This is a genomic window from Citrobacter braakii (assembly GCF_002075345.1).
GTDB classification, from domain to species: domain Bacteria; phylum Pseudomonadota; class Gammaproteobacteria; order Enterobacterales; family Enterobacteriaceae; genus Citrobacter; species Citrobacter braakii.
In genome coordinates this window covers 12,058-28,255 of record NZ_NAEW01000023.1, presented here as the reverse complement: position 1 = coordinate 28,255, position 16,198 = coordinate 12,058, and the positions used below count along the sequence as shown (strand labels likewise).

The 16,198-nt window shown below is 55.5% G+C and carries 15 protein-coding genes and 2 pseudogenes; 14 read left to right on the top strand and 3 right to left on the bottom strand.

What is annotated here, in order from left to right:
* Nucleotide 1 precedes the first annotated feature (1 nt).
* From BZK42_RS24805 to BZK42_RS24760, 9 genes and pseudogenes are all read left to right on the top strand, one after another.
* A complete protein-coding gene (locus tag BZK42_RS24805) occupies nucleotides 2-424 on the top strand; it encodes an acyl-CoA thioesterase (RefSeq protein WP_080860734.1) in 423 nt (140 codons plus the stop codon).
* Nucleotides 421-1,026, top strand: coding sequence for an outer membrane lipoprotein carrier protein LolA (locus BZK42_RS24800; protein WP_080860733.1), 606 nt, complete (start codon nucleotides 421-423; stop codon nucleotides 1,024-1,026). The genes BZK42_RS24805 and BZK42_RS24800 overlap by 4 nt, the downstream gene beginning before the upstream one ends.
* Nucleotides 995-3,316, top strand: coding sequence for an MMPL family transporter (locus BZK42_RS24795; protein WP_080860732.1), 2,322 nt, complete (start codon nucleotides 995-997; stop codon nucleotides 3,314-3,316). The genes BZK42_RS24800 and BZK42_RS24795 overlap by 32 nt, the downstream gene beginning before the upstream one ends.
* Nucleotides 3,313-3,897 (top strand): DUF3261 domain-containing protein, encoded by a 585-nt coding sequence (locus BZK42_RS24790; protein WP_080860731.1) that lies wholly within the window; start codon nucleotides 3,313-3,315, stop codon nucleotides 3,895-3,897. Before BZK42_RS24795 ends, BZK42_RS24790 begins: the two co-directional genes overlap by 4 nt.
* 1 nt (nucleotide 3,898) lies before the next feature.
* Nucleotides 3,899-5,068 (top strand): beta-ketoacyl-[acyl-carrier-protein] synthase family protein, encoded by a 1,170-nt coding sequence (locus BZK42_RS24785; RefSeq protein WP_080860729.1) that lies wholly within the window; start codon nucleotides 3,899-3,901, stop codon nucleotides 5,066-5,068.
* Complete coding sequence (locus BZK42_RS24780; protein WP_080860727.1) at nucleotides 5,065-5,541, top strand: hotdog family protein; 477 nt, start codon at nucleotides 5,065-5,067, stop codon at nucleotides 5,539-5,541. The genes BZK42_RS24785 and BZK42_RS24780 overlap by 4 nt, the downstream gene beginning before the upstream one ends.
* Nucleotides 5,538-6,269 (top strand): 3-ketoacyl-ACP reductase FabG2, encoded by a 732-nt coding sequence (locus BZK42_RS24775; protein WP_080860725.1) that lies wholly within the window; start codon nucleotides 5,538-5,540, stop codon nucleotides 6,267-6,269. The genes BZK42_RS24780 and BZK42_RS24775 overlap by 4 nt, the downstream gene beginning before the upstream one ends.
* On the top strand, nucleotides 6,266-7,495 hold the full coding sequence (locus BZK42_RS24770; protein WP_080860723.1) for a beta-ketoacyl-ACP synthase: 1,230 nt from the start codon (nucleotides 6,266-6,268) through the stop codon (nucleotides 7,493-7,495). The genes BZK42_RS24775 and BZK42_RS24770 overlap by 4 nt, the downstream gene beginning before the upstream one ends.
* A 262-nt stretch (nucleotides 7,496-7,757) precedes the next feature.
* Nucleotides 7,758-7,886, top strand: a pseudogene (locus tag BZK42_RS24760) (transposase); the annotation flags it as partial.
* A gap of 146 nt (nucleotides 7,887-8,032) precedes the next feature.
* On the opposite strand, the gene BZK42_RS24755 reads toward BZK42_RS24760, so the two are convergent.
* On the bottom strand, nucleotides 8,033-8,833 hold the full coding sequence (locus BZK42_RS24755; protein ID WP_080860721.1) for a creatininase family protein: 801 nt from the start codon (nucleotides 8,831-8,833) through the stop codon (nucleotides 8,033-8,035).
* Nucleotides 8,811-10,175, bottom strand: coding sequence for an amino acid permease (locus tag BZK42_RS24750; RefSeq protein WP_080860720.1), 1,365 nt, complete (start codon nucleotides 10,173-10,175; stop codon nucleotides 8,811-8,813). Before BZK42_RS24750 ends, BZK42_RS24755 begins: the two co-directional genes overlap by 23 nt.
* 206 nt (nucleotides 10,176-10,381) lie before the next feature.
* Here BZK42_RS24750 and BZK42_RS24745 point away from each other — a divergent pair, with 206 nt between their 5' ends.
* Entirely contained in the window at nucleotides 10,382-10,621 is a 240-nt protein-coding gene (locus BZK42_RS24745; RefSeq protein WP_080860719.1) for a helix-turn-helix domain-containing protein, read from the top strand.
* Nucleotides 10,622-10,681: 60 nt separating this feature from the next.
* The gene (locus BZK42_RS24740) at nucleotides 10,682-10,903 is read left to right on the top strand and encodes a helix-turn-helix domain-containing protein (protein WP_080860718.1); all 222 of its coding nucleotides are present in this window, start codon (nucleotides 10,682-10,684) and stop codon (nucleotides 10,901-10,903) included.
* Nucleotides 10,904-11,033: 130 nt separating this feature from the next.
* Here the strand turns inward: BZK42_RS24740 and BZK42_RS24735 are convergent.
* Nucleotides 11,034-11,987: pseudogene (locus BZK42_RS24735) on the bottom strand (LysR substrate-binding domain-containing protein).
* 83 nt (nucleotides 11,988-12,070) lie between these two features.
* Here BZK42_RS24735 and BZK42_RS24730 point away from each other — a divergent pair.
* The 3 genes from BZK42_RS24730 (at nucleotide 12,071) to yeaW (ending at nucleotide 16,182) form a co-directional block, all read left to right on the top strand.
* Nucleotides 12,071-13,156: a tartrate dehydrogenase gene (locus tag BZK42_RS24730; RefSeq protein WP_080860717.1), complete on the top strand. Its 1,086-nt coding sequence runs from the start codon at nucleotides 12,071-12,073 to the stop codon at nucleotides 13,154-13,156.
* Between the two features lie 257 nt (nucleotides 13,157-13,413).
* Nucleotides 13,414-15,021 (top strand): BCCT family transporter, encoded by a 1,608-nt coding sequence (locus tag BZK42_RS24725; RefSeq protein WP_080860716.1) that lies wholly within the window; start codon nucleotides 13,414-13,416, stop codon nucleotides 15,019-15,021.
* Between the two features lie 36 nt (nucleotides 15,022-15,057).
* Nucleotides 15,058-16,182 (top strand): carnitine monooxygenase, oxygenase subunit YeaW, encoded by a 1,125-nt coding sequence (gene yeaW / locus BZK42_RS24720; RefSeq protein WP_080860715.1) that lies wholly within the window; start codon nucleotides 15,058-15,060, stop codon nucleotides 16,180-16,182.
* Nucleotides 16,183-16,198 lie beyond the last annotated feature (16 nt).

Below are 16,198 nucleotides of genomic sequence, written 5' to 3'. Positions count from 1 at the left end.
GGTGCTGACCGATCCCCACTTTACCGCCGAGGTTGAACTGACCGTACCGTTTCACGACGTCGATATGATGGGCGTGGTGTGGCACGGCAACTATTTCCGTTATTTTGAAATCGCCCGCGAGGCACTGCTGAACCAGTTTGATTATGGTTATCGGCAAATGAAAGCCTCCGGCTACGTCTGGCCGGTAGTGGATACCCGGGTGAAGTATCGCGACGTGCTGACCTTCGAACAGCGTTTTCGCGTGCGCGCGAAGCTTGAAGAGTACGAGAACCGCCTGCGCATCAGCTATCAGATTTTCGACGCTGTCAGCGGCAAGCGCACCACTACCGGCTACACCGTCCAGGTGGCGGTGGAAGAGCAAAGCCGGGAGATGTGCTTCGTCAGTCCGGCAGTCCTGCTTGAACGTATGGGAGTCACACCATGAAATTCTGGCCCGTTGTTCTGCTGCTACTGAGCCCGCTCGTCAGCGCCGTAACCCTGGACGAGTTGCAACAGCGCTTTACCGAGCAGCCGATGGTGCGCGCTCATTTTGAACAGACCCGGACGATTAAAGATCTGCCACAGCCGCTCAGATCACAGGGTGAGATGTTGATCGCCCGCGATACCGGCCTGCTGTGGGATCAGAAAACGCCGTTCCCGATGCTGCTGATTCTCAACGACAAGCGGATGGCGCAGGTGATAAACCACCAGCCGGCGCAGGTGATCACCGCAGAAAATAACCCGCAGATGTTCCAGTTTAACCATCTGCTGCGCGCGCTGTTCCAGGCCGACAGGAAGGTGCTGGAGCAGAACTTCCGTATTGATTTCCAGGATAAGGGACTGGGCCGCTGGACGCTGCGTCTTACGCCAACGACCACACCACTGGATAAGATCTTCGCCACGATCAGTCTGGCAGGACAAACTTATCTGGAAAGTATTCAACTGAACGATAAACAGGGCGATCGTACCGATATCGCGCTTTCTCAACATCAACTGACGCCCGCCACGCTGACCCATGACGAACGCCAACGCTTTGCCACCCAGTAATTCCCGCCGCCCGGCGTTGCTGTGGGGCATTTTGTGTCTGGCGCTTTTGAGCGTGCTACTCGTGCTGCTGCCGCAGTCGCGAATGAACAGCAGCGTGCTGGCGATACTGCCAAAACAGGCGCTGGGGGCTATCCCCCCCGCGCTGAACGACGGCTTTATGCAGCGTCTCGACCGCCAACTGGTGTGGCTGGTAAGTCCGGGGAAAACCGCCGATCTGAAGGTCGCGCAGGCGTGGCTCACCGCGCTGCAAAAATTCCCGGCGCTCAGCGAGGTGAAAGGCCCGATGGATGCGAACGGTCAGCAGGCCTGGGGCACGTTCTTCTGGGAGCATCGCAACGCGCTTATCGACAGCGCTACCCGCGCGCGCCTGCAAAACGGTGGCGAAGCGCAGGCGCAGTGGATCCTCTCCCAGATGTATTCGGCGTTTTCCGGCGTCAGCGGTAAAGAGCTTAAAAACGATCCGCTGATGTTGATGCGCGGCTCGCAGTTGGCGTTAGCGCAGAACAGCCAGCGCCTGCAGCTCAAAGACGGCTGGCTGGTGACTCAGGATGAGCAGGGTAACTACTGGTATCTGCTGCACGGCGAGCTTGCTGGCAATTCCTTCGATATGCAGCAAACCCACCAGTTGATCACCACGCTTGCCGGGCTTGAAAACGTGCTGAAAGCGCAGTATCCACAGGCGCAGTTGCTGTCACGCGGCACGGTGTTCTACAGCGATTACGCCAGCCAGCAGGCCAAACGCGATATTTCGACCCTCGGCGTGGTCACCATTTTTGGGGTGGTTCTGCTAATTGTGCTTACCTTCCGTTCCCTGCGCCCGTTGCTGCTATGCCTGATTTCTATTGGCATCGGCGCGCTGGCGGGGACAGTGGTGACGCTGCTGCTGTTTGGTGAACTACATCTGATGACGCTGGTAATGAGCATGAGCATCATCGGTATTTCGGCTGACTATACGCTCTACTACCTCACCGAACGAATGGTGCATGGCGCGGAGCATTCGCCGTGGCAAAGCCTGCTGAAGGTGCGTAATGCTCTGCTGCTGGCGCTGCTCACCACCGTGGCCGCCTACATGATTATGATGCTGGCCCCCTTCCCCGGCATTCGCCAGATGGCAGTGTTCGCGGCTGTGGGCCTGAGTGCATCCTGTCTGACGGTGCTGTTCTGGCACCCGTGGCTGTGCCGTGGTTTACCGGTGCGCCCTGTTCCCGCTATGGTACCGATGCTGCGCTGGCTGGAGGCCTGGAGTCGCGACAAGCGGCTGCGTATTGGTCTGCCTGTGACACTAACGCTGCTGTCGCTTACCGGTCTGGCGCTGTTAAAAGTCAATGACGATATCTCGCAGCTGCAGGCGCTGCCGCCGTCGATTCTGACGCAGGAGAAAGCCATCACCCACCTGACCGGCCAGAGCATGGATCAGAAGTGGTTTGTGGTGTATGGCGATACGCCGGAGCAGACCCTGACGCGTATGGAAGCCTTTACGCCTGCGCTCGATGCGGCACTCAGAGACGGCGTACTGAAGAGTTACCGCACGATCCCGTTAAACTCGCAGGCGCGCCAGCAGCAGGATCTACAGTTGCTGCGCGCAGCGACGCCCGCGATTGAGCGCACGCTGCAAAGCGCCGGACTCAGCGCCGTCACGCCCGATCTCAGCCCGATGACCGTCACCGTCGACGCCTGGCTGCAAAGCCCGGTCAGCGAAGGCTGGCGCTTGATGTGGTTGACGCTGCCAAACGGTGCCAGCGGGGTGCTGATTCCGGCTGATGGTGTCACCGACAGCCACGCTCTGGCGGTGCTGGCGGCGAAACAGCCGGGTATTGCGTGGGTCGATCGTAAGCTGACCTTCGATGCGCTGTTTGCTGAGTACAGGATCCTGCTGACCGGCCTGCTTGCCGTGGCGCTGGCGATAATTGCCTGCAGCGCGGTTGCCCGCCAGGGATTACGCAAGGGGCTGATAAGCCTGGTGCCGTCGGTGCTGTCGCTCGGCTGCGGGCTGGCAGCATTGTCGCTTAGCGGTCATTCGGTGAACCTGTTTTCACTGCTGGCGCTGGTGCTGGTTCTCGGTATCGGCATCAACTACACCCTGTTTTTCAGTAATCCGCGCGGCACGCCGCTGACCTCGCTGCTGGCAATAACCCTCGCGATGCTGACCACATTATTAACCCTTGGCATGCTGGTCTTCAGCACCACCCAGGCTATCAGTAGTTTCGGCATTGTGCTGGTGAGCGGTATTTTCACCGCGTATCTGCTTTCGCCATTAGCCATGCCGGACAAAAAGCGAGAAAAACGATGATAAAACACGCCTTCTGGCGCGCTGTCGCCCTGCTGGCTGCGCTCACCCTCGCGGGCTGTAGCCATTCTAATCAGGATAATAATGGTCGCCCGCAGGCCTGGCTGGAGCCGGGCGCGCACGTGACATTGCCGAAGCCGGGAATAAGCCCGGCGGTTAACTCGCAGCAGTTGCTGACCGGCAGCTTCAACGGCCAGATCCAGTCGCTGCTGGTGATGCTCAACGCCGACGACAAAAAGCTGACCCTGGCGGGGCTCTCTTCTGTCGGGATCCGTCTGTTCCTTGTGACCTATGATGAAAAAGGGTTACATACCGAGCAGTCGATTGTCGTGCCGCAACTGCCACCAGCAAGCCAGGTGCTGGCTGACGTGATGCTGAGTCACTGGCCGATTAGCAGGTGGCAGCCGCTGCTGCCAAAAGGCTGGACCCTCATCGACAAGGGTGATAAACGTGAACTACGCAATGCCCGCGGCGCGCTGGTGACGGAAATCACCTATCTGCAACGCAAGGGCAAACGCGAACCTGTCAGCATTGAGCAGCACGCCTTTAAATACCACATCACCATTCAATATCTGGGTGACTGAGATGATCTATATTTCTGCCATCGGCATGATTAATGCGCTGGGCAACAACGCTGCTGAAGTTGCGGAAAACCTGACCCGTGGCGTGGCTCCGGGGATGCGTCCTCGAGCAGGCTGGCTGCAGGGTTTTCCGGATGCGGTACTGGGCGGCGTCGACGGCGAACTACCGCCAATTCCCGACCCTTTCTCCGCACATCGCACGCGCAACAATCAGTTGCTACTCGCGGCGCTGGCGCAGATCCAGCCGCAAGTGGATGACGCGATTGCGCGCTATGGGCGAGACCGCGTCGCCGTGGTGATGGGCACCAGCACTTCAGGGCTTAACGAAGGTGACGCGCACGTTAATCTTTCGCTTAACCAGCAGCCAAGCCCGCACTGGCAGTACACGCAGCAAGAGCCTGGCGATCCGTCACGCTTCCTCACTCGCTGGCTGGGGCTTAGCGGCCCGGCGTTCACCCTTTCCACCGCCTGTTCGTCAAGCGCCAGAGCTATCATCAGCGGCCGCCGCCTGATTGAGGCCGCGCTTGTCGATGTGGCTATTGTCGGCGGTTCTGACACGCTGAGCCGGATGCCGGTTAACGGTTTTAACAGCCTGGAATCCCTCTCCCCCACGCTCTGCCAGCCGTTTGGCCGCGACCGAAGCGGCATTACAATTGGTGAAGGTGCCGCGCTGATGGTGCTCACCCGCGAGCCGCAACCGATAGCGCTGCTGGGTGTAGGAGAATCCAGCGACGCATGGCATATTTCTGCGCCACATCCGCAGGGCGAAGGCGCCATTCGGGCAATTACGCAGGCGCTCAACGACGCCGGGCTACAGCCGGACGACATCGGCTACATCAACCTGCACGGCACCGCCACACCGCTCAACGATCAGATTGAATCCAGGGTGGTACATGACCTCTTTGGTGAACGCGTTCCATGTAGCTCAACCAAACACCTGACCGGCCATACGCTGGGTGCCGCAGGGGTAACCGAAGCGGCGATCGCTACGCTTATCCTGCAAATGCAGCTACCGCTGCCACCGCAGGACTTCAGCCGCAGCGAGATTGACCCGGCGCTGCCCGCCTGCGGAGTTCTGCGTGAAACACAGCTGCTGTCCCGCCCGTTTATCCTCTCCAACTCATTTGCCTTTGGCGGTAACAACGCCAGCATTCTGCTGGGGAGAGTGTCATGAGCCACTATTTAGCCCCTTCCAGCTACCTGCCGCACGAGGCGCCGATGCTGTTGCTGGAAGAGGTGGTGAACGTCACCGACACTACTGCCCATTGCCGGGTAACCGTCAACCGCCACGGCGTGCTGGCGCCGTTTATCGATACCCACGGTCATCTGCCCGGCTGGTATGCGCTGGAGCTGATGGCGCAGACCGTTGGCGTGTGGTCGGGCTGGCACCGTCAGCAGGAAGGTAAAGAGTACATTGCGCTCGGTATGGTGCTTGGCGCGCGCGAGCTGGTGTGCGCCGAAGGCCCTTTCCCGGCAGGAACGGCGCTCGACATTAAGGTGAAACTGCTGATGCAGGATGAGCGTTTTGGCAGCTTTGAGTGCCTCATCAACGCGGACGAGACTCCGCTTGCCAGCGGCCGCGTTAACACCTTCCAGCCGACAAACGAAGAATTAACCACGCTTTTTAATCAGGGAGATAGCGCATGAGTCGCTCAGTGCTGGTCACCGGAGCCAGTAAAGGAATTGGACGCGCAATTGCCCGTCAACTTGCCGCCGACGGATTTACGGTTGGCGTTCACTACCACCTCGATGAAGCGGGAGCCAAAGAAACGCTGACAGCCATTCTGCAGGCGGGCGGCACGGGCCGCATACTCAGTTTTGACGTTGGCAACCGCGAGCAGTGCCGCGAGGTACTGGAGCAGGAAATGGCCCAACATGGCGCCTGGTACGGCGTGGTCAGTAACGCGGGCATAACCCGCGACGGCGCGTTTCCGGCCCTGAGCGAAGACGACTGGGACCGCGTTATCCATACCAATCTCGACAGCTTTTACAACGTCATTCAGCCGTGCATTATGCCGATGATTGGCCTGCGTAAGGGTGGGCGGATAATCACCCTGTCGTCGGTATCCGGTGTCATGGGTAACCGTGGTCAGGTGAACTACAGCGCGGCAAAGGCCGGGATCATCGGCGCGACCAAAGCGCTGGCGATTGAGCTCGCGAAACGCAAAATCACCGTCAACTGTATCGCGCCAGGCCTGATTGACACCGGGATGATAGAAATGGAAGAGGCGGCACTGAAAGAGGCGATGGCGATTATCCCGATGAAGCGCATAGGCCAGGCCGGGGAAGTGGCTGGACTTGCCAGCTATTTAATGTCCGACATTGCGGGCTACGTGACCCGACAGGTCATTTCCATCAACGGAGGAATGCTATGACACATCGTGTTGTGATCACCGGGATGGGCGGCGTCACCGCCTTCGGCGAGAGCTGGGAGGCGGTTTCCCGCCGCCTGCTCGGCTACGAAAACGCCGTACGCAAAATGCCGGAGTGGCAGGTCTATGACGGACTTAATACCCTGCTCGGCGCGCCGATCGACGATTTCATCCTTCCGGAGCACTATACCCGCAAGCGTATCCGCGCGATGGGCCGCGTTTCGCTGCTCTCAACCCGTGCCAGCGAGCTGGCGCTGGAGCAGGCCGGGCTGATTGATGACCCGGTACTCACCAACGGTGAAACCGGAATTGCCTACGGCTCTTCCACCGGTAGCACAGGTCCGGTGAGTGAGTTTGCCACTATGCTGACCGAGAAGCACACCAACAACATCACCGGCACCACCTACGTACAGATGATGCCGCACACTACGGCGGTGAATACCGGGCTGTTCTTCGGCCTGCGCGGACGGGTGATCCCGACCTCCAGCGCCTGTACCTCCGGCAGCCAGGCCATCGGCTACGCCTGGGAAGCCATCCGCCACGGCTACCAGACCGTGATGGTGGCAGGCGGCGCGGAAGAACTCTGCCCTTCTGAAGCGGCGGTATTTGATACCTTGTTCGCCACCAGCCAACGCAACGACGCCCCCAAAACCACGCCCTCACCATTCGACCAGAAGCGCGACGGGCTGGTGATTGGCGAAGGCGCAGGGACACTGGTGCTGGAAGAGTTAGAGCACGCCAAAGCGCGCGGGGCCACCATCTACGGGGAGATCGTCAGCTTTGTCACCAACTGCGACGCGGCGCACATCACCCAGCCCCAGAGCCAGACTATGCAGGTTTGCATGCAGAAAGCGCTGAATATGGCAGGTCTTGGTCCACGCGATATTGGCTACCTCTCGGCACACGGCACAGCGACCGATCGTGGTGATCTTGCCGAGAGCCTGGCGACTGCAGCGATTTACGGCAATAACGTGCCTGTCTCCTCGCTGAAAAGCTATTTTGGCCACACCCTGGGTGCCTGCGGCGCGCTGGAGGCGTGGATGAGTCTGCAGATGATGCGCGAAGGCTGGTTTGCGCCCACCATTAACCTGAAACAGCCTGACGAGCAGTGTGGCGCGCTGGATTACATCATGGGAGAAGCCCGCCGCATCGACTGCGAATATCTGCAAAGTAACAACTTTGCTTTCGGCGGGATCAATACCTCCATCATCATTAAACGCTGGGCATAACATGGAACGTGTCTGCCCCTGGAAACATCTCGCAGCGGTGCCTGATTCACTGAGTGTATTACAGGACTGGCAGGCGAATAAAGTTGCTGAACTGATATGACTTTTCGTGTCAAACCGGAACTTCTGGTTTTTACTAATTTCTTTTTGGGTCTAATTCCCGGAGGGCGACGTAGCAGTAGATCCCAAGGTGAATCACGCTGATATTAGCAGGCTGGATACCGCATTACAGAGGTCTTCAACATACCGAGGTTGAGAAACAGTTCTCAGTAAGAGATCTGTTATTGAAACCGTTTTTGATGAACTTAAAAAATTGTGTCAGATTGAGTATAGTCGGCACCGTTCAATTAATAACTTCATCGTCAACTTATGATCAAGACTGATTGCTTATTGAACGATGAACAAGAAACTCTGTTTGTCGGTAAGTACATCAGTTCCTGTGTTGGCAGCATGATCGTTTACCCCGAACTCAGGCTGCATCCTGAACAGCAGGAAACAGGGGTATACACTCCCTTTTTCCTGCAACGGGGTTGACCAGCATCAGTACCCAGACAATGTCTTTTTACTACGCAGACCATACTGCCAGTTATCTACTTCAAGCCGGGTCAGCAAGGCACAAAGTTTATCTTCCAGACAAGAGAGAAGCTTTTCACCTTTTTCTGCTGAAGCACAACGCGGATCGCCGGTTGCTCCGGTAGCACTGATGTCTGATATATCCCAGATCCGGTTAACGCCATAATCGCAGAAAACATCTTCTGGTATTTGTTTTTGTGCATATTCCAGCTCCACCAGTTCCGGTCGCAAAGCCATCATGGCCGAAGTTTCTCCCTCTCCTCCGTGCCCCAGTCCGGTATTATTCCATGAGGCAAAGAAATCTCCACCAAGATAGTGTCCGACCATCTCCCACCATGCAGGAATTACCACGATATTAGCCTGATGGTAACGTGACCGGATATTACGGGATGCTATTTCAATCGCCGGTATGTTGCCATCATGCCCATTGAGAACCAGCATCCGATTAATACCATGGTTCAACAGGCTGGTAAAGATATCCTCCGCCAGTGCAATATTGGTCTCATAGCGCAAAGTGACAGCAAGAGGATAGGCATTGTAATGTATGGAGGTACCAAATGGCGTACAGGGTAGTACCACGGTATTCTTCACCCGCCGGGCCACCCGGCAGGCTACCGCTTCCGGCACAAAAGTATCAGGTCCCAGCGGCAGGTGGTCAGCATGATTTTCACAACTGCCAAAACTGACGATAGCAGTGACAGCCTCACCGGACTGCAACAACTCCCGGATTTCCCTGCCGGTAAATTCATTCAGCATGACTTTTTTCATCGGTATGTCTCCTTTGCAGTTTTTTACGGACAACGAAGCAGTAATACGCACTGGCTATGGACAGCCAGGCCAGTACGGTCAGCAGGGTGATATCACCTCCATCAGTGAAAAACTGTCCGGCCATCACCAGAACAATCAACACTACTGTAACAGGCTGGATAATGTGTGCCGCAGGAGCCCGGTACAACAATGTTCCATCGCGCAGGGCAAGCTGTCGCATTGCAGGCTGGCTCAGCGCAATCATCAGCCAGGTAAACAGGAATCCAAAACCGGAAATTCCTGCGAGGATGACATAGGCATCCGGCGAGAGAATAGCAATGATCACCCCAGTAAATAACACCAGGCTACTGGCAAGAATGGCATTATTCGGGGTTTTGTGCGCCGGATGTAAACGGGCAAACCAGGCAGGAAAATACCCTTCAGTGGCCATGGCATGTAACATTCTGGAGGTGGCGTAGACCCCTGTATCAATACAGGAGAGCGCGGCAGTCAGTACCACAAAATTCATCATGTTTCGTGCTATATCCCCACCAAGAATACCTGTGGCCTCCACATACGGGCTACTACTGATACCCGCCTGCTGCCAGGGCAGAATGAACAATAAAACCGTCAGTGAACCCACATACAACAACAGAATACGCACTACAGTCCCCCGCAGGGTTTTTGGGATATCACGTTGCGGATCCTCACTTTCCCCGGCAGCGGTACCAATGGCCTCAGTCCCGCCAAAAGAAAATATCACCATCAGCATCGCCCCCAGAAAACCGGGAATACCGGCGGCAAAAAAACTGCCGTTATCCGTGAAATTGCTGATTCTGGCCGGTGAAGCAGTATCCAGTCCCAGGCTGTAACAGCCTGCAACGATAAAAGCCAGAAGAGCAACCACTTTGACGAGACTCAGCCAAAATTCAACCTCCCCAAAAAAGTGGACGCCCACCATGTTGATGACAGTCATGGATGAAGCAATAACCAGGCAAAACAACCAAACTGGCACGCCAGGAAACCACATGTTCAGAAAGGTCCCCGCCGCAATAGCCTCTGATGCCGGACCAATCAGAAACGCCAGCCAGTAGGTCCAGCCAGTCATGAAACCACACCACGGTCCGAAAGCGATACGGGCATAATGCTCAAAAGAACCGGAAACAGGTTTTGCCACTGCCATCTCAGCGAGTAACACCATAATAAACAGGGTGATGATACCACCAGCCAGATAAGCCAATACTACCGACGGACCGGTACGTGCAATGGCTGCTCCTGCACCAAGGAAAAATCCGGCACCAATAACACCGCCGACAGAAATCATCGTCAGGTGGCGTGCTTTCAGGCTTCTGTCGAGTTCCATAGCATTTTCTCTTGTTGTGATTTGGGTATTCATACCCGGGAAAATAAAAACTAAAGGCCCTGTTTCTGGCCTTTTCAGGCGCCCCTATAAACACAATTCATGTCCATCCCAAATCGTTGACTATAAGTCACAAAAGGATATTAGCACATCTTTAATGTGACTCATAGTCCGTGGATTAATAATCATCGAAGAATGATGCTGACAGGATGGAAAAGACACGATCAATCAAAAAAATACTGGGCCGTCGGATCAGAGAACTTCGCCTTGAAATGGGGCTATCGCAAGAGGTATTTGCGGATAAATGTGGAATCGATCGGACATATATAAGTGGAATTGAGCGTGGCGTGAGAAACCCGACTCTTGTCGTTCTCTGTGTGATTTCGTGTGGTCTCGGTACCGAACTTAGTCAGTTATTTATGTTCAGTGACGAAGAGGAAAGGAGTTAATCAGTATAATGTGACTGATAGTCCGTGGCCTGAAAGACAACAAAGCGCCATGTTACCTGAATGAAAAATTCATCAGGTATAAAAACACGTTTTGGTGGGCATCTGAAAAAACTCAGAGTACAGGCCGGGTTTTCCCAGGAGGCATTTGCGGATAAATGTGGTCTTGATCGCACTTATATAAGTGGCATTGAGCGAGGAGTCAGGAACCCAACTCTGGAAGTGATTAATGTTCTTGCAAAAGGACTGGAAATAAATATTAAAACATTATTCGAATTTGAATAGCAGACGTGTTTGATCTGGCATCATAAAGCGGCTTTCCCAGCAAAACTACAGGCTCAGTTCCTGGCCGCTGACGATTCTGCAGAATAGTGACGTACCTGTAATACTCTCCGCAGCATACATCCGTCGTTGACTATTTCACTTCTCCGCTCACGATACACTGCTGTGGATAGTGCTGCTGAAAATAGTGTCGCAGAAACTCCACTGTGGTCCGGATTCTGGCTGAGGTCGCCAGCCGCGATACGTACACCGCCCAGACATCTGCGGACTGATAATAGTCCGGCAGCACACGAATCAAACGACCGCTGGCGATATTCTCACTGACATCCCACCATGAACGCAGCGCAATCCCCTGTCCATCGAGACACCACTGATGAACGATTTCTCCATGGTTGGAAGAGAGCGGCCCGGTCACCTTGACAGTCTGTTCCCCCTCTTTATTCTGCAACTGCCAGACGCCGAACGGATGATCACGTTCTTTGATAACCAGACACGGTAAAGTGGTGAGATCGCTGAGCTGCCGGGGAACCGGATAACGGGATAAAAACGCCGGCGACGCACAGAGGACACGCTGATTGCTCGCCAGCCTGCGGGCGATAAGATCAGGTGCAATATCATCGCCGACCCGAATATCCAAATCGACGCTTTCATTCACCAGATCGATCAGCCTGTCTTCAACGTCAAAGCGTATCTCCAGCTGCGGATATTCCCGCGACAGTGCCGACAGTGCCGGCGCCACCACCCGCCGGCCAAAGCCAAAGCTGCTGATAATGCGCAGCGCTCCCTGCGGCACCTGCCGGACATCGGAAAGCTCGTCCATCATCTATCCGATATCCTGTAAAATACGCTGCGCCCATTCGTAAATCCGCTCGCCCTCTTCAGTGATAACCACCCGCCGGGTGGTACGGCGCAGAAGCACCACATGGAGCGTCTGCTCCAGCAGCGAGACCCGCTTGCTGACAAAGGCCGGTGAAACGCCCAGTTCTTCAGCGGCAGCGGCGAACCCGGCCCGACGGGCAACCAGCATAAACACGCGTAAATCATTCAGCAGCGGCAGATTATTCATGAACTGTGTTTTGTGTTTCACCAGTTAGCAGAATTAAAGAGTAACCAGTCAATTATAGGATAAGGGGAGAAGTCAATTTTCATTGTTAATAAGTGAGAGCCGGAATGAAAAAAACCTGTCGTATCGCCGCTATCCCGGGTGACGGTATTGGTAAAGAAGTGCTGCCTGAAGGTGTTCGCGTACTGCAGGCTGCAGCGGAACGCTGGGATCTGTCACTCAGTTTTGAACAAATCGAATGGGCGAGCTGCGAATATTATACCCACCACGGGAAAATGATGCCGGACGACTGGCATGAACAGTTAAAAGAGTTCGATGCCATCTACTTCGGTGCCGTCGGCTGGCCGGATACGGTCCCGGACCATATCTCGCTGTGGGGGTCTCTGCTGAAATTCCGCCGCGGGTTCGATCAGTACGTCAACCTGCGTCCGGTACGTCTGTTCCCGGGGGTTCCCTGTCCGCTGGCAGGCAAACAGGCCGGCGATATTGATTTTTACGTGGTACGTGAGAATACCGAAGGCGAATATTCCTCTCTCGGTGGACGCTTCAATGAAGGTACCGGACACGAAGTGGTGATTCAGGAGTCCGTCTTCACCCGCCGTGGCGTTGACCGCATCCTGCGCTACGCCTTTGAACTGGCGCAAAGTCGCCCGCGCAGGACGCTCACCTCGGCCACCAAGTCCAACGGTCTGGCCATCAGCATGCCTTACTGGGACGAGCGTGTGGAGGCCATGGCACAACAATATCCTGAGATCCGCTGGGATAAGCAACATATCGATATCCTCTGTGCCCGTTTTGTGCTGCAGCCGGAGCGCTTTGACGTGGTGGTCGGTTCAAACCTGTTCGGCGATATTCTCTCCGACCTCGGTCCGGCCTGTACCGGTACCATCGGCATCGCACCGTCGGCAAACCTTAACCCGGAACGTACGTTCCCGTCGCTGTTTGAGCCGGTTCACGGCTCAGCTCCGGATATTTATGGAAAGAATATCGCCAACCCTGTCGCCACCATCTGGGCCGGCGCGATGATGCTCGACTTCCTCGGCAATGGTGATGAACGTTACAAAGCGGCGCATGACGGTATTCTGGCCGCGATTGAGAAAACCCTTACCGGCGGCCCGAAAACTGCCGACCTGAAAGGTACCGCCTCAACGCAACAGGCTGGCGAAGCCATTTGCCGGGAGATTCTGCGTTAAGGTCAGACCATAAAACAGGAGCCGCGTCACTGACGCGGTTTTTTTTATTGCTTCAGGACAGGAAATAACCTGAGCAACCTCATGTTTTATTATTTCCGTTCTGTGTTTTATATCTTCACAGACAGGCGGTTGTTTAATTTATGTGACAGACAAATAATTTAATTGTTAACAGAAAATATAATGAACCCTGACACTGCAGAGTGATAACAACGACAGGCTAAAGCCGGAAACCGGCGTTTATGCCCGGGAGATCACCCATGTTGAGCAATGTAAAGAAAAAAGATGTACCGCTGATCGCCATCAGTCTGGTGGTCATTCTTCTTATCGCAACCGTATTAAGCCTCTTCCCGCAACAATCCGCTCAGGCGGCAGACACCCTTTTTAACGGTATTACCCGCCTGCTTGGCTCTGCCGTCCAGCTACTGGTTCTGCTGATCCTGGGCCTGGTGATCTGGCTGGCCACAGGCAGGTACGGCAATATCCGCCTGGGCGAGGGTAAAGCCGAATACAGTACCCTCTCGTGGCTGTTTATGTTTATCTGCGCCGGGCTCGGCTCCTCCACACTGTACTGGGGCGTGGTGGAGTGGGCTTATTACTACCAGACGCCGGGCCTGAATATCGCGCCGCTGACACCGAAAGCGCTGGAATACAGTCTTCCCTACTCTTTTTTTCACTGGGGGGTCAGCGCCTGGGCCACCTACACTCTGGCCTCGCTGATCATGGCCTACCACTTCCATGTACGGAAAAACAACGGTCTCAGCCTCTCCGGCATTATCTCGGCGATTACCGGCGTGAATCCGCAGGGTTTCTGGGGCCGGCTGGTTGACCTGATGTTTCTGATCGCGACCGTCGGCGCATTAACCATTTCTCTGGTCGTGACGGCCGCCACTTTCACCCGGGGCCTGTCGGCGCTGACCGGCCTGCCGGATAATTTCACGGTACAGGCATGTGTTATTCTGCTTTCCGGTGGCATTTTCTGCATAAGTTCATGGACTGGCATCAACAACGGTATGAAGCGCCTGAGCAACATAGCGGGCTGGGGTGCATTCCTGCTGCCACTGATTGTACTGATCGCCGGGCCGACTGAGTTCATCACCAATAACATCATCAACTCTGTTGGCCTGACGGCACAGAACTTCCTGCAGATGAGCCTGTTCACCGACCCTCTGGGGGATGGTGCCTTTACCCGCAACTGGACCGTCTTCTACTGGCTGTGGTGGATTTCCTACACCCCCGGCGTGGCGATGTTTGTTACCCGCGTTTCCCGCGGGCGAAAAATAAAGGAAGTGGTCTGGGCGCTGCTCCTCGGAAGCACTGCTGGCTGCTGGTTTTTCTTCGGGGTAATGGAAAGCTACGCCATGCACCAGTTTGTTAACGACGTGATTAACGTTCCTCACGTTATGCAGACCCTCGGTGGTGAAACAGTCATTTCTCAGGTACTGATGTCGCTGCCGGCCGGCAGACTGTTTCTCGCCGCTTATCTGCTTGTGATGATTATTTTCCTTGCCTCGCATATGGATGCGGTGGCTTACACCATGGCCGCCACCAGTACCCGGAACCTGCGGGAAGGGGAAGAGCCGGAACGCGGTCTGCGCCTGTTCTGGTGCGTGGTCATTACACTCATCCCGCTGTCGATCCTGTTTACCGGCGCCTCGCTGGAAACCATGAAAACCACCGTGGTGCTGACCGCCCTGCCGTTCCTCGCCATCCTGCTGGTGAAAACTGCTGGCTTCCTGCGCTGGTTAAGGCAGGACTACGCCCACGTGCCGGTTCATCTGATTGAAACACATGTTCCTGAACCTGCCGGCCTGTCCGGACAGTTGCCGCCCGGCGCGGTACTAAAAAGCGACGGTCAGTCGCTGTAAAAAACCGCTTACTCACAATAATCAAAGGTGACTCACATGAGCAATCTCAGTCCTGAACTTACCCTCCCGGAAAACTTTTGCGCAAACCCGCAGGATGCCTGGACCATTCCGGCGCGTTTCTATACCGACAGCGAGGTCTTCGCGTACGAAAAAGAGCGTATTTTTGCCAACAGCTGGATCTGCGTGGCCCACAGCAGTGAACTGGCGAAGCCGAATGACTACATTACCCGGGAAATTATCGGCGAAAGTATTGTTGTCGTCCGCGGACGTGACAATATCCTGCGGGCCTTCTATAACGTCTGCCCGCACCGTGGACATCAGTTGCTGAGCGGCGAAGGCAAAGCCAGAAATGTGATTACCTGCCCGTATCATGCCTGGGCTTTCAGACTTGACGGCACCCTCGCCCATGCCCGTAACTGCGAGAACGTGGCGAATTTCGACAGTGAGAAGGCTCAGCTGACACCGGTACGTCTCGAAGAGTACGCCGGGTTCGTTTTTATCAATATGAACCCGGAGGCTGACAGCGTTGAAGCACAACTGCCGGGCCTGCAGGACAAGGTACTGAAAGCCTGCCCGGAGGTTCATGACCTGAAGCTGGCGGCACGCTTTACCACACTTACGCCGGCAAACTGGAAGAACATCGTCGATAACTATATGGAATGCTACCACTGCGGTCCGGCACATCCTGGCTTCTCCGACTCCGTTCAGGTTGATCGTTACTGGCACACCATGCACGGCAACTGGACGCTGCAGTATGGTTTCGCCAGGCCATCCGAACAGTCGTTTAAGTTCGAAGAAGGTACCGATGCCGCATTCCACGGTTTCTGGCTGTGGCCGTGCACCATGTTTAACGTCCCGCCGATCAAAGGCATGATGACCGTCATCTATGAGTTCCCTGTGAATGAAGAGACCACCCTGCAGAACTACGACATCTACTTCACCAGTGACGAACTGACCAGTGAGCAGAAATCGCTGATTGAGTGGTACCGTGACGTTTTCCGGCCGGAAGACTTACGGCTGGTAGAGAGTGTACAGAAGGGGCTGAAATCCCGCGGTTATCGCGGTCAGGGACGCATTATGGCCGACAGCAGCGGCAGCGGGATCTCCGAGCACGGTATTGCCCATTTCCATCATCTTGTGGCTCAGGTATTCCGGCCGTAATCACTACAGGAGTCTG

Coding starts and splice junctions, on each gene's coding strand:
- BZK42_RS24740 (WP_080860718.1), top strand. CDS start 10,682: ATGAAAAATTCATCAGGTATAAAAACACGTTTTGGTGGGCATCTGAAA.
- BZK42_RS24755 (WP_080860721.1), bottom strand. CDS start 8,833: ATGAAAAAAGTCATGCTGAATGAATTTACCGGCAGGGAAATCCGGGAG.
- BZK42_RS24795 (WP_080860732.1), top strand. CDS start 995: ATGACGAACGCCAACGCTTTGCCACCCAGTAATTCCCGCCGCCCGGCG.
- yeaW (WP_080860715.1), top strand. CDS start 15,058: ATGAGCAATCTCAGTCCTGAACTTACCCTCCCGGAAAACTTTTGCGCA.
- BZK42_RS24790 (WP_080860731.1), top strand. CDS start 3,313: ATGATAAAACACGCCTTCTGGCGCGCTGTCGCCCTGCTGGCTGCGCTC.
- BZK42_RS24770 (WP_080860723.1), top strand. CDS start 6,266: ATGACACATCGTGTTGTGATCACCGGGATGGGCGGCGTCACCGCCTTC.
- BZK42_RS24780 (WP_080860727.1), top strand. CDS start 5,065: ATGAGCCACTATTTAGCCCCTTCCAGCTACCTGCCGCACGAGGCGCCG.
- BZK42_RS24745 (WP_080860719.1), top strand. CDS start 10,382: ATGGAAAAGACACGATCAATCAAAAAAATACTGGGCCGTCGGATCAGA.
- BZK42_RS24775 (WP_080860725.1), top strand. CDS start 5,538: ATGAGTCGCTCAGTGCTGGTCACCGGAGCCAGTAAAGGAATTGGACGC.
- BZK42_RS24730 (WP_080860717.1), top strand. CDS start 12,071: ATGAAAAAAACCTGTCGTATCGCCGCTATCCCGGGTGACGGTATTGGT.
- BZK42_RS24725 (WP_080860716.1), top strand. CDS start 13,414: ATGTTGAGCAATGTAAAGAAAAAAGATGTACCGCTGATCGCCATCAGT.
- BZK42_RS24750 (WP_080860720.1), bottom strand. CDS start 10,175: ATGGAACTCGACAGAAGCCTGAAAGCACGCCACCTGACGATGATTTCT.
- BZK42_RS24785 (WP_080860729.1), top strand. CDS start 3,899: ATGATCTATATTTCTGCCATCGGCATGATTAATGCGCTGGGCAACAAC.
- BZK42_RS24800 (WP_080860733.1), top strand. CDS start 421: ATGAAATTCTGGCCCGTTGTTCTGCTGCTACTGAGCCCGCTCGTCAGC.